A 12,450-nucleotide genomic window follows, 5' to 3' on the forward strand; every position below is an offset into this window, starting at 1 on the left:
CCCTCACTTAGGAAATTCCATGGCCGACACCGCCGCGCTCGAAGCGCATCTCGCAATCAGCAAAGTCAAAGCACGCTATTGCAGGATGCTCGACACCAAGGACTGGGCCGGGTTCGGTGCGTTGTTCACCGAAGACTTCGTGCTCGATGTGAGCGAGGGCACGTCGGTGCCGGTGATTCGCGGTCGTGAAGCAGCGTTACAACAGGTGCAAACGCTCGTCGGGAATGCGCGAACTGTGCATCAGGTCCACACTCCCGAGATCGACGTGCAAGGTGACGAAGCGCTGGTGATCTGGGCGATGCAAGACCGCGTCGTATGGGACGAACCCCGCCGCGGCCTCGCATCGATCACGGGCTACGGCCATTATCACGAACGTTACGTACGACAGAATGGCGAATGGAAGATCGCGTCGCTGAAGCTGACCCGTCTGCACCTCGACACGCAGCTCGCCAAATGATCACACTGCGTGGCTCGAATTTGAATCTGGCCGCGGACGCGGCCGGTCCCACCGACGCTCCGACCCTTTTGTTTCTACACGGCAGCGGGCAGACGCGTCAGAGCTGGGCCGGCGCCTTAGCCGAAGCGGTTCAACGCGGCTATCGCGCTATCTCGGTCGACTTGCGAGGTCACGGCGACAGCGAATGGTCGCCCGATGGCGAATACTCGCTGGACACCTTCGCCCGCGACATTCGCCAGGTGATCGAACAACTCGATGACGAACCGATCGTCGTCGGCGCCTCGCTCGGCGGATTGATCGGCATGATGGTCGCCGCCGCGCCACCGCCACGACTGCGAGGGCTCGTGCTGGTCGACATCACGGCTCGCGTCGAAATGAGCGGCGCGAACGAAGTGATCGCATTCATGGACAGCGCACCCGACGGCTTCGCCTCGCTCGAAGAAGCCGCCGCGGCGGTGGCCGCTTACTTGCCGCACCGGCCGCCGCCGAAGAACACAAATGGCCTGAAACGGAATCTGCGACTTCGCAACGGCCGTTACTACTGGCACTGGGATCCCGCCTTCATCCGCATGGGCCGGGACTCGCAAGGAAAACTGAAAACCGACGGACCGAATCCTCTCGAAACCTTCGCACGCGCCATCGACGTCCCTACCCTGCTCGTCCGCGGTAGCCGCAGTCGTATCGTGAGCGAAGAAGGCGCACGTGAGTTTCTTGAAATGGTGCCGCATGCCGAGTTCGTCGACATCGCCGGCGCGCATCACATGGTGGCCGGCGATGCCAACGATGCATTCAACGAAGCCGTGTTCGACTTCATCGACCGGCAAGTCGGTCAGCAGGTCGGTAGCTGAGGCATGGCGATAGCAGAAGACTCGGCCCCGACCCAGCGCTGGACCGCATTCGAGCCGCTGCGTGAACGGACCTTCCGGCGCATCTGGTCGGCCAGCGTTCTATCCAACTTCGGACAGTTGATTCAAGGCGTCGGCGCCGCGTGGGAGATGACCCGGCTCACCTCGTCGCCCAGCATGGTGGCGTTGGTGCAAACTGCGTTGATGCTGCCGCTGATGCTCGTGGCGGTGCCTGCCGGCGCCATTGCGGACATGTTCGATCGTCGCAAGATCGCGCTGGCCGGACTCACGTTCGCGACGATCTGCGCGCTGACGTTGACCACCATCGCGATGCTGAACCTCACGACGCCGTGGGTGCTGCTTTGTTTCAGCTCACTGATCGGCGTCGGCGTCGCGCTGTATGGACCCGCGTGGCAGGCATCGGTGAGCGAACAGGTCAAACCGGAACAACTGCCCGCCGCCGTTGGACTCGCCTCCGTGAGTTACAACATCGCTCGCAGCTTCGGACCGGCGGTGGGCGGCTTGATCGTGCTGGCGGCCGGTGCGACGGCTGCGTTCGCCGTGAACGCGCTGATGTATCTGCCGCTCATCGTGGCGTTCTTTCTGTGGCGTCGGGAGCATGTGCCCGCTCGGCTGCCGCCCGAACGCCTCCATCGCGCCATCATTTCTGGCGCGCGTTACGCCATTCACTCGCCGCCGATTCGCATCGTGCTGGTTCGTGCGTTTACGTTGGGACTGGCGGCGGCGTCGATCTCAGCGCTCACACCGCTGGTCGCACGCAATCTGCTCGCCGGCAATGCGAGCACCTTCGGCCTGCTGCTCGGAGCCAACGGGGTCGGTGCGGTGCTGGGCGCGCTGGTCGTCAGTGGAGTGCGCAATCGGATGAAGCCCGAGAATGCCGTTCGCCTGTGCGCGATCGTTGCCAGTGTGATGATCGTCATCATCGCGCTCAGCACGAACATCGTGATCACCGCGCTTGCGCTGTCGGTCACCGGTGCAGCCTACATGCTGAACATCGCGCTGCTGAATGTGGGCGTGCAGTTGTCCGCGCCGCGCTGGGTCACGGCACGAGCCATCGCGTGGTTCCAAGCGTCGCTCACCGGCGGCATCGCGATTGGCGCGTGGATGTGGGGCGTGATCGCGTCGGACTGGGGCGTGAGCCATGCGCTCATCGCATCCGGCATCACGCTGATTCTCACGCCGCTGATCGGTTTGGTATTACCGATGCCGCCCGTGTCCACGGCCGACGTTGAAATGGTCGAGCTGGCCAACGAGCCGGAAGTCGGGCTGGCGCTCACCGGACGCAGCGGTCCCATCGTCATCGAAATCGATTATCGAGTGTATCCCGACGCGGCCCGCCAGTTTTACGATGTGATGCTGAAGATGCAGCGGACTCGGCTACGCAACGGCGCGTTCGATTGGTCCCTGTCGCGCGACATCGCCGATCCGGAGTTGTGGACGGAACGTTATCACTGCCCGACCTGGGCCGACTATTTGCGCCTGCGCACTCGTTTCACACACGCCGATCGCGAGCTGCAAACGATGGCCGATGCGTTTCACACTGCTGGCGCAGGCGCTCGCGTGCGTCGGCGGTTGGAGCGACCGTTTGGGTCAGTGCGCTGGCGGGCGGAAACACCGGATCCGAGTCGCGATCCGATCAGCATCTACACGCCGTGAGTGTCCTCGATGCCCGCGGCGGCGAGCATCAATTCCCAACTGCGAGCCGCCAGCTTCCTTCGTTTATGCGCCAGGTGGATGGCCCGCGCGTTCAATAGCGAGCTCAAGAGCAGCACATCCGCAGGCTGCAAGTCTGGGCGACACAGACCCGCTTTCACGCAACGACGCATCGGGCCCGAGAATATTTTGACGTAGCGAGCAACAGCGGCGCGGTATGAGGTCTCGCGCTGATCCATGCGCCGGCAGTATTCGACCAGCGGCGCACTGAGCGCGATTCGCTCAGCGCAGTACCGCAGCAGCTCGAGAAAGGCGTTTGGATCGTCGCGTAATGCGCGCTCCCGCGCTTGCAACCGATCGAGTGCGCGATCCACCAACGCTCGCATGAGGGTCGGCCGGTCGGGAAAATTACGAAACAACGTCGCCCGGCCCACGCCAGCGCGAGTCGCGATCAGATCCAGCGGCGCCGACGTGCCGTCCGTTAGAAACACCTGCTCGGCGGCATCGAGCAACAGCACCCGGTTATTCGACGCATCGACGCGCCGTCGCGGCGCAGATCCCACGCTTGCGGTGGCGGATCTCAAACGCGTCCCGTGATAGGAATCAACGCGCCAGTGATCGCGCTGGAATGATCCGACAACAGGAACACGACCAGGTCCCCGATCTGCTCCGGCTTGACCCAGCGAGCGGGATCCGCATCGGGCATATCGGCGCGATTCGCCGGCGTATCGATGATGCTCGGTAGGATGGCGTTGACACACACGCCTTTGTCTTTCAGCTCGTCGGCCAGCGCCTCGGTGAGCTTCGCGACGCCGGCTTTGGACGCGGCGTACGCGCCCATTCCAGTGCCGGCCTTGATTGAACCGGCGGCGCCGATATTGACGATTCGGCCGTGCTCGCTACCGAGCAACGGCAATGCGGCTTGCACCGCATTCACGGCAGTACGCAGGTTGAGGTTGTACAGCTGATCCCACGTGGCAATGCCGCCGCCCTCGACCTTCTCCCAACGAAAGCCGCCGGCGATATTGACCAGGCCGTCGAGCCCGCCCATCTGTTTGGCGGCCGCCTTCAACGCCGCAGCCGCCGCGTCCGGCAAAGTAAGGTCGACGCCGCCGATCACCACGCAGTTATTCAACGAGTCCGGCGCTCTCGCCGTCGGCGAGTGGTCGATGCAAGCAACGCTCGCACCGGCCGCGCGAACAGCCGCTGACACCTTGGTCCCGAGCGCGCCGAACGCGCCGGTGATGACGATCTTCCTGCCGGAAAGATTCATATCGAGCTCCGCCTGTAATCCCTGGCGGGGACGCTACCACTTCGCCGGCAGGTTGGCGATGCGGGCGTTGGCCGCTTCGAGGCCGCCGGCGATCGCGAGCTGCAACTGCGCCCGCTTGAGGAACAGATGTGGATCGGCTTCGTCGCTGAAGCCAATGCCGCCGTGGATCTGAATGTTCTTGCCCGCGCTGTCGAGTGCCGCCTGACCGGCCACGAGCAGCGCGCATTCGACCTGGAGCGCCGCGTCGTCACGCTCATCGTCTAATGCGACCGCGGCGAAGTTCGTTTGATCGCGAGCGCAACGCGCCGCCATCGCCATGTTGGAACAGTGATGCTTGATGGCTTGGAAAGTGCCGATGGGTCGACCGAATTGCTCGCGAATGCCAGCGTAGGCAACGGCCATATCGAGCGCGGCGGCGGCGATTCCGGCGAGAGCAGCGGCGTCGATCAAACGCAGTCGTAAAACATCATGCGCATCAAGCCTGGCAAGCGGCTCACGCGGAGTTTCGATTTCGCTGAGGCCCGCGAGCCACAAGCGACGATCGATGCTTCGGCTCGGCGTGCGGTTGTAGAGCGCGGCGCTATCACCGTCGCGCACCAGGATGAGACTGGCCTGCGACTCGTCCACAACGACCGTGCGATCACCACGCCGGTAAGCAGCCGCGACGTTCTTGTCCCTATTTCCGCTGGCAGCCAACGCCGGCCCCGCGCCAATCGTCGCGAGCACGGCAGGCGATACCAAGCGCCGGCCCAGCCCCATGACGATGAGCGCTTCTTCCACTGCGCCGAGCCCACTGCCGCCCTGCGCTTCATCGAGACTGATGCCGAACACGCCGAGATCCCGAAGGCTGGACCAGGCATCGGCACTTTCTTCAACGGCCGAATGCAATCGGGCGACCGGCACCAGGCTGTCGAGCGATTCCTCGATCGTGCCCGCCAGCGCCAGCTGCTCGGCATCGGGGTGATAGCGGGTTTGGGCCTGCAAAGCACTGCCTCATGGTAAGAATTGAGGCATTTTAGGGAGCGGGCGCGACAAGCGGCTTGACGCTGTACGACACCCCCATGGCTCCGCACGCTGCGCGAATGTCGCCAGTAATCAAGACCCTCCGACGCCTCCGCCAGTAGCATTACAGGCTCTAGAAGGCCGCAACGATGCCGAGCACACAGCGCAAATTAATCGCCGGACGGTCCCTCCGGTGGAACGACGAACGGGCATCGCAGGCATACGCACGCGGCCAATGGGTCCGCGAGACCTTAGCCGACGCGCTTCAGCGAGCGGCCCGGCAAACCCCGAAGCGAATCCTGCTGATCGACGGCGAGCGTCACATCGATTGTGAAACGCTGCATGCCGAAGCCACGGCCCTGGCGCATGCCATGCTGGCGCGAGCACCGACGGGCAGCGTGATTTCGTTCATGCTGCCGAACTGGCACGAAGCCGCCACCATCTATCTCGCCGCGACGTTGGCCGGCATGATCGTGAATCCCATCCTGCCGTCGCTGCGCGATCGCGAGCTGCAGTTCATCCTGAAGGATGTCGGCACCCGAATCATCTTCGTGCCCGCGCGCTTCCGTCAGCAGGAATGCGCCGCCATGTTGACGCGAGTGGTCGCTCAGATCGATTCGCCGCCCGACGTCGTGGTGCTACGTGGCGACCCCGCCGGTCACATCGCCTACGAATCGTTAGTTCGTGAGAAAGCATCGCCCACCGCCTCGCTGCCGGTGGTCGATCCCGATGCAGTTCGAATGATCCTTTACACGTCGGGCACGACGGGCCGGCCCAAAGGCGTCATGCACACTCACAACACGTTGCATGCGCTGATTCAGCAGCTGCGCAATCATTGGCTGGCGACGCCGGGTGACAAGTTTCTGGTTCCCTCGCCCATCGGCCACATCGGCGGCTCGATCTATGTATTCGAAGGTCCGCTGCTGCTCGGGACCACCGCGGTGTTGATGGAGCGCTGGGACGCCGACGAGGCCGTGCGAATCATGGATCGCGAAGGCTGCACTCACATGGCCGGTGCGACGCCCTTCCTGGAGCAAATCCTCGCAGCCGCGCGACGCGTCGGCACTCGTGTGCCCAGCTTGAAAGTCTTCATCTGCGGTGGCGCTTCGGTGCCGCCGGCGCTGATTCGGAACGCGTCGGAATATTTCGAGCGAGCGATTGTTTCTCGAGTCTATGGTTCGTCAGAAGTGCCGGTGACGACCGTTGGCGCGATCGATCGCAACGACGTCGCTCACGCCGCCGATACCGACGGGCGCGCCGGCTTCGCGGACATCAAACTCATCGATCACTCGTCAGCGCCCTCGGGCCAGGGTGAGATCTACGCTCGCGGTCCGCAGATGCTGGTCGGCTATCTGCACAACGAGGACGAGAACGACACGTTCGATGCCGAAGGTTACTTCCGCACCGGCGATCTCGGCCGTTGGGTGGATGGGGACTATCTGGTCGTCACGGGTCGCGCCAAGGACATCATCATTCGCAACGGCGAAAACATTTCTCCCAAGGAAGTGGAAGATATTCTCATCGGTCATCCGCAGATCGCGGAAGTCGCCATCGTCGGGTTGCCCGATGCACGCACGGGCGAACGAGCTTGTGCTGTCATTGTTCCCAAGGGAGCGCCGGGGCCCACAGTCGCGAGCGTCGGAGAATTTCTCGATGCGCAGCTCGTGGCCAAGTTCAAGTTCCCCGAGCAAGTGGTCCTCTGGGACTCGCTGCCCAAGAATGACGCCGGCAAAGTCCTGAAACATCAGATTCGCGCGACGCTCGCGCAGAGCCATTGAACGATGGGCACGCATTCCGCGAACGAGGACTCGATCGGCGCGTTTCGACGTGAGGCCCGCACCTGGCTCGAAGCGAATGTTCCTCACGAGCCCTCGCCCGAAGACGGCCCGGCCTCGCGTGACTACGTTCTCGCCTGGCAGCGCAAGCAGGCCCAAGGCGGCTGGGCCGGCCTCGCCTGGCCCAAAGAGGTCGGTGGGCGCGGGTTGTCCGTGCTCGAGCAGATCGTCTGGTTCGAAGAGTACGCACGCGCCAGCGCGCCCTCGCCGCTCAACGCATCGTTCGTCGCTCTGAATCACGCGGGCCCGACGCTGATCGCCTGCGGTAGTCCGGAGCAGAAAGCGTTTCATCTGCCGAAGATCCTTGCGGGCGAAGTGATCTGGTGCCAGGGCTTCTCGGAACCCGGGGCGGGCTCGGACCTCGCGAGCGTAAGAACTCGTGGCCGGGTCGAAGGTGACACACTCATCATCGACGGTCACAAGATCTGGTCGAGCTTCGCCGACATCGCCGATTGGCAGGAACTGTTGATCCGCACCGATCCGAGCGCCAAGACTTCTGCCGCGCTCACGTGGGTGATCTGCCCCATGAATCTCCCCGGCATCACCGTGCGTCCGATCCGCACGATGGCGGGCCCGCACAAGTACTGCGAAGTGTTCTACGACTCGGTACGTGTGCCGCTGTCCAACGTCGTTGGCGGCGTGAACAACGGCTGGGCCACCGCGATGTCGACCCTGAGTTTCGAGCGTGGCACGGCCGGCCTCGCGCTGTTGATCGGGCTCACGATCAAAGTGGAACACCTGCTGGCTGCCTGCCCCGCACATCGATCGGAGCTGCGGCTCCGCTTGGGACGCTTGCGGGCCGAAGGACAATCGATCCGCGCCATGACGTATCGATTCGCACTCGACTCCGAAAACAGCGTGCCCGACGCCAGCGGCTCGATGATCCGCCTGAGCTTCGCCGAGTTCTCACAACGCGTGACGGCAGCGGCCATCGATCTCTATGGCATCGATGCGCCGGAAGTCGCCGGCATGCATGGCTGGGGTCACGATTATCTCGACGCGTTCTCGGAGACAATCGCGGGCGGCACGGCTGAGATTCAGCGAAACATCATTGCCGAGCGCGTGCTCGGGTTACCGAAAGGGCCGCGTTGATCGCGCCCTGAATCCTCGCAGCGTCATGGAATGACGGGAGCGCGGCGTTAATCGCTACATTCCGCTTCATCGCAGTGCTATGGAGTGACGTAAGCGGTCGTCACATTCGGATTCTTCGCATCGTCATGGAATGACGAAAGCGCGACGCCGGATGTGTGTTGATCGTGACCTGCGCGACTTCCGCGTCCGAGCTCTTATACGTGCGGCGAACCTCTAGCGCCGCCGTCCCCGCATCGACCTTCAAGCTCTGCGCCAGTGTCGCTGACAGCACCGCCGCGCCGATCTCCTGATGCACTTCCAGAATGCTCCGGCCAAACAAGTCTTCGATCAATGGAAAGATCGGCCCGACGTGTCGCCCCAACACTTTGCCAAGCGCCGCGAACTCACGATTGATGTAGTACTCCGTCCAGCACACCGGCGTCGGCGCGCCCTCTCTTTGGCGCAAGCCGCGCACCGCGAGCCATTCTTGACCGCTTGCGAGCCCCGTGCGCGCGGCGAGCTTGGCATCGATCGTAACCATATCGATGGACTCGATCGCAAAGCGTGCGCCGGTGGCGAACTCCAGCAAATCATTGATCGAAACCACATCCTGCGCGTACGCGTCAGCGCTGGGTCGAGGCACGACGACGGTGCCCGCGCCTTGTCGCGAGGACACCAGGCGATCGTCACGCAGACGACGTAGCGCTTCTCGGATCGTGTAGTGACTGACGACGAACCGTTCGCAAAGCTCGCTCTCGGTCGGCAAATGCGAGCCGACGGGATAGAGACCGCCGACGATTTCTTTCTTCAACGCCCGAGCAACCTGCAAATACAGTGGATCGTCCGATGCCACAACAGGCGATAAGCGCACTCTCGCCCTTCGATGGGATCTGGCGCTGGCCTTGACGGGCATGCGTCAGCCCTTAGCCGCCATTTCGAAGCTGCGACGGATGTGATCGACATGTCCCGAAGGCACGACCGGCAAAATCCACGGCGCACTCTTGTCCCGAATCGAGTCGATCTGTTCGCCGACTTGATCGATCGTCCATTCCGGCCGATACACACCGACGCTCTCGCCGATAAACGCTTGCGCGACCCGGCCCGCGATAGATACAAGCATCTCACCCGTGATCGAGCACGACTCGTGTGCGAGCCACCCGACGACCGGCGCCACCATTTCAGAGGTCATGGGCGGAAACGCACTGGTGTCGATGCCCTCAGCCATTCTCGTCACGGCCGCGGGCACGATGACGTTGCATTTCACGCCGTATTCCGCGCCTTCGAGGGCCGCGACATTGGAAAGACCGATCAATCCCGCTTTGGAAACACCGTAGTTCACTTGCCGATGATTGCCGTACAGCCCGCCGATCGATGAAGTGAGCACAATGCGGCCGTAGCCGGCATCGCACATCACAGGAAACGCGGGCCGCACTACATGAAACGCTCCACGTAGATGAACATCGAGCACCGCGTCGAAATCGGCGTGAGATATTTCGCGCAAGGACGCTGCGCGAACGTTGCCGGCGTTATGGATGAGAATATCGATGCGACCGTACCGATCGAGTGCCGATTGAACGATCGCCTTGCCACCGTCGGCCGTCGCGACCGAATCGGTGTTGACGACCGCTTCGCCTCCAGCCGCTTTGATCTCACGCACCACGTCTTGCGCCGGGGTCGAGTCAGCGCCGGCGCCTTGCAAACTTCCGCCCGGATCGTTGACGACGACTTTGGCGCCTTTCGACGCCAGCAGCAGTGCGTAAGCGCGTCCCAGCCCCCGGCCCGCGCCCGTGATCACGGCCACGCGATTGTCGAATCTGAGCTCGGTCACTGGCGCCCCCGCATCGCACTGGTTTTCACCACGATACCTCTCCGGAGGAATTTGACAAACTTCTCCGGATGAATTTTCGCGCGCCGGGCTTGGCGGGCGCGTCTCAGTGGAGTCTAATTTCCCAATGCTCAACGATGACGAACGCCGCTTCAGCTCACCCCAATCGGTCACGCGGGTGATTCAGATTCTGGAAGCGCTGTGCGCCAGCCCGACGCCCATCGGCCTGGCCCAACTCAGTCGCACCCTGAATGCGCCGAAGAGCAGCATCGCCGCCTTGCTCCGAGGCCTGGCGGAAGCGGATTTCGTCATTCCCACCGAAGGTGTTTATCGACTCGGGCCCGCGGCTTACGGATTGGGCAGCGCTCTGTTGGAAGCTCGTCGCCGTCTGCAATCGTCGAGCTTCGTGCGCGAAGGCATGGTGCGGCTGGCGGAGCGGTCGGGCGAAACGGTGTTGTTCGCCGTGCGCGACTCGAGTGGCGACACCCTGACTTATGTGGATGTGATCGAGAGTCGTAACACCGTGCGTTTCGCGGTGTCGGTCGGCGATCGTCGGCCCCTGTACTGTACGGCAGGCGGTCGCGTGCTGCTGGCAGCGCTGCCGGACGAAGAGCTGCAGTCCTATTTGCAGCGACTGAAACCCGAACAGCTCACGACCAAGACCGAAACAAACAAACGCAAGCTCACCGAGATTATTGCCGCCGCCCGCGAGGCCCGCGTCGCTCAGACCCTCGATCAAGCAGCGGATGGCGTGAATGGAACGGCGTCGGTGATTCGCGATGCCGCGGGCACGGTGATCGGCGCAATCATCGCGGCCGCACCGAGCTCTCGCCTGCAGGATCGTGGCGCCGAATTGGCGCGACTGGTGCTCGAAGAAGCAACGGCGATTTCCCGCAGCCTTGGATTCCGTACGCCTCCGCTGACGCGCGCAGGTTAAGCCCCGCCTCGCGCCGGCTGACACGCGCAGGTTAACTCCTCGCCTCCCGTCACCCTGTCGTCGCTGGTTGGGGATTTGCCGTGTCGGGTCAAGACCCTCGCCGGCCCTGCTTTTAACTTCCGCCCGTTGAGCATCAGTGCAGGCGGAGGATGTCATGAGCACAGCGGCTGATACGACGGGCGTGGCAACGACGGCCGAGGACCTGTCGACCGCAGTGACTTACAGCGTCGAGGCTTACACGTCCGAAGAATATGTGCGGGCCGAGCGCGACAAGCTGTGGCGCAAGGTGTGGCAACAAGTCGGTCGCATCGAGGAAGCGCCGGAAGTCGGCAGCTTTCTCACCTATGACATTCTCGACGATTCCATTCTGATCGTCCGCACCGCTGCCGATAAATTCAAAGCGTTCTACAACGTTTGCTCTCATCGCGGCCGCCGCCTGGTGGACACGCCGGCCGGCGCGAAGCGCGCCTGTGGCAAGCGCGACAACTTTGTTTGTGGCTTTCATGCGTGGCGCTACAACCTCGACGGTAAGTGCACGCATGTCATGAATCACGAGGATTGGAAAGGCGCGCTGTCGGATGAGCGCACTCGACTGGGCGAAGTGAACGTGGATACGTGGGGCGGCTGGATCTGGATCAACCTGGATCCGAACGCCGGCCCGCTACGCGACTACCTCGAGCCCGCCGCGAGCATGCTCGATCCGTTCCAACTGCAGAACATGCGCTATCGCTGGCGTCGCTGGCTGGTGTTCGATTGCAACTGGAAAGTGGCGATGGAAGCGTTCAGCGAAACCTACCATGTGCCGGGCACGCATCCGGAGTTCATGCCGTTCGGTGACTTCCGCGGTTGGGCACGAGCGCAAGGTCTTCACAGCAATATCGGCTATGACGCACCCAAGGGTTTGGACGAGAACCAGGCCAAGTTGCGTCTCGGCTCGGGCGGCGATCCGCGTGTCTCGACAGCTCAGCTACAGCTCTACACGTGGGAGCACGCGAACACGAACACGACGCAGACGCTGGTCAAAGCCGCGCAACGATTGGTTGATGAGCTCCCGGAAGGAACGCCGGCCGATAAAGTTCTGAAACATTGGCTCGACTCGGCACGGCGTGACGATGCCGCACGCGGCGTTGTGTGGCCGACGGTTGATCCGGCTCATACGGGTAAGAGCGGCACGGCCTGGCAGCTGTTCCCGAATTTCCAGATCGGTCACGCGTTGAACAACGCGCTGTGTTACAGCGCGCGTCCGTATGGGTACAACCCGGACAAGTGCATCTTCGAGGCGGCGGTCTACGAGTTGTTTCCTAAAGGCGAGGAGCCGAAGACTGAGTGGCAATATACGCCGGCTGACGATGCGGGCTGGCGTACGGTGTTGCCGCAGGACTTCTCGAACATGGCGGCGGTTCAGCAAGGCATGAAGAACGGCGGGTTCCGTGGGACGCTGCCAAATCCCTATCGCGAGCAGTCGATCTCCAATCTCCATCGCAATCTGGCGCGCTATATGAGCGGCGTCGGCGCGCCTCGGAAGCTGTGA

At 62.9% G+C, this 12,450-nt stretch carries 12 protein-coding genes; 7 read left to right on the forward strand and 5 right to left on the reverse strand.

Annotation, left to right across the window (positions count from 1 at the left end):
- The first annotated feature begins 19 nt into the window (after positions 1 to 19).
- From ACFPN2_RS36440 to ACFPN2_RS36450, 3 genes are read left to right on the forward strand one after another with little or no spacing between them, the layout of a single operon-like run.
- The gene (locus ACFPN2_RS36440; RefSeq protein ID WP_380605935.1) at positions 20 to 457 is read left to right on the forward strand and encodes a nuclear transport factor 2 family protein; all 438 of its coding nucleotides are present in this window, start codon (positions 20 to 22) and stop codon (positions 455 to 457) included.
- Positions 454 to 1,305, forward strand: a complete 852-nt coding sequence (locus tag ACFPN2_RS36445; protein WP_380605937.1) for an alpha/beta fold hydrolase — start codon at positions 454 to 456, stop codon at positions 1,303 to 1,305. Before ACFPN2_RS36440 ends, ACFPN2_RS36445 begins: the two co-directional genes overlap by 4 nt.
- Positions 1,306 to 1,308: 3 nt before the next feature.
- Positions 1,309 to 2,979 carry an MFS transporter gene (locus ACFPN2_RS36450; protein WP_380605938.1) on the forward strand — a complete coding sequence of 557 codons (1,671 nt, stop codon included), beginning with the start codon at positions 1,309 to 1,311 and terminating at the stop codon, positions 2,977 to 2,979.
- On the opposite strand, the gene ACFPN2_RS36455 is transcribed toward ACFPN2_RS36450, so the two are convergent.
- The 3 genes from ACFPN2_RS36455 to ACFPN2_RS36465 are packed head-to-tail and all read right to left on the reverse strand — an operon-like array spanning position 2,967 to position 5,233.
- Positions 2,967 to 3,560 (reverse strand): TetR/AcrR family transcriptional regulator, encoded by a 594-nt coding sequence (locus ACFPN2_RS36455; protein ID WP_380605940.1) that lies wholly within the window; start codon positions 3,558 to 3,560, stop codon positions 2,967 to 2,969. The two genes, ACFPN2_RS36450 and ACFPN2_RS36455, sit on opposite strands and share 13 nt — an antisense overlap.
- Entirely contained in the window at positions 3,557 to 4,249 is a 693-nt protein-coding gene (locus ACFPN2_RS36460; RefSeq protein WP_380605942.1) for an SDR family NAD(P)-dependent oxidoreductase, read from the reverse strand. Before ACFPN2_RS36460 ends, ACFPN2_RS36455 begins: the two co-directional genes overlap by 4 nt.
- Positions 4,250 to 4,282: 33 nt before the next feature.
- Positions 4,283 to 5,233 (reverse strand): acyl-CoA dehydrogenase family protein, encoded by a 951-nt coding sequence (locus tag ACFPN2_RS36465; protein WP_380605944.1) that lies wholly within the window; start codon positions 5,231 to 5,233, stop codon positions 4,283 to 4,285.
- 167 nt (positions 5,234 to 5,400) lie between these two features.
- On the opposite strand from ACFPN2_RS36465, the gene ACFPN2_RS36470 reads away from it, so the two are divergent.
- Both ACFPN2_RS36470 and ACFPN2_RS36475 read left to right on the forward strand, forming a co-directional pair.
- Positions 5,401 to 7,029 (forward strand): AMP-binding protein, encoded by a 1,629-nt coding sequence (locus tag ACFPN2_RS36470; protein ID WP_380605946.1) that lies wholly within the window; start codon positions 5,401 to 5,403, stop codon positions 7,027 to 7,029.
- A gap of 3 nt (positions 7,030 to 7,032) precedes the next feature.
- On the forward strand, positions 7,033 to 8,178 hold the full coding sequence (locus ACFPN2_RS36475; RefSeq protein ID WP_380605948.1) for an acyl-CoA dehydrogenase family protein: 1,146 nt from the start codon (positions 7,033 to 7,035) through the stop codon (positions 8,176 to 8,178).
- Between the two features lie 100 nt (positions 8,179 to 8,278).
- On the opposite strand, the gene ACFPN2_RS36480 is transcribed toward ACFPN2_RS36475, so the two are convergent.
- Positions 8,279 to 9,028: a GntR family transcriptional regulator gene (locus tag ACFPN2_RS36480; RefSeq protein WP_380605950.1), complete on the reverse strand. Its 750-nt coding sequence runs from the start codon at positions 9,026 to 9,028 to the stop codon at positions 8,279 to 8,281.
- 45 nt (positions 9,029 to 9,073) lie between these two features.
- Positions 9,074 to 9,985, reverse strand: a complete 912-nt coding sequence (locus ACFPN2_RS36485) for an SDR family NAD(P)-dependent oxidoreductase (RefSeq protein ID WP_380605952.1) — start codon at positions 9,983 to 9,985, stop codon at positions 9,074 to 9,076.
- A gap of 124 nt (positions 9,986 to 10,109) precedes the next feature.
- On the opposite strand from ACFPN2_RS36485, the gene ACFPN2_RS36490 reads away from it, so the two are divergent.
- Positions 10,110 to 10,919, forward strand: coding sequence for an IclR family transcriptional regulator (locus ACFPN2_RS36490; protein WP_380605954.1), 810 nt, complete (start codon positions 10,110 to 10,112; stop codon positions 10,917 to 10,919).
- Positions 10,920 to 11,073: 154 nt separating this feature from the next.
- The gene (locus ACFPN2_RS36495) at positions 11,074 to 12,450 is read left to right on the forward strand and encodes an aromatic ring-hydroxylating oxygenase subunit alpha (RefSeq protein ID WP_380605956.1); all 1,377 of its coding nucleotides are present in this window, start codon (positions 11,074 to 11,076) and stop codon (positions 12,448 to 12,450) included.

Source organism: Steroidobacter flavus (genome assembly GCF_042651805.1).
Classification (GTDB): Bacteria; Pseudomonadota; Gammaproteobacteria; order Steroidobacterales; family Steroidobacteraceae; genus Steroidobacter; species Steroidobacter flavus.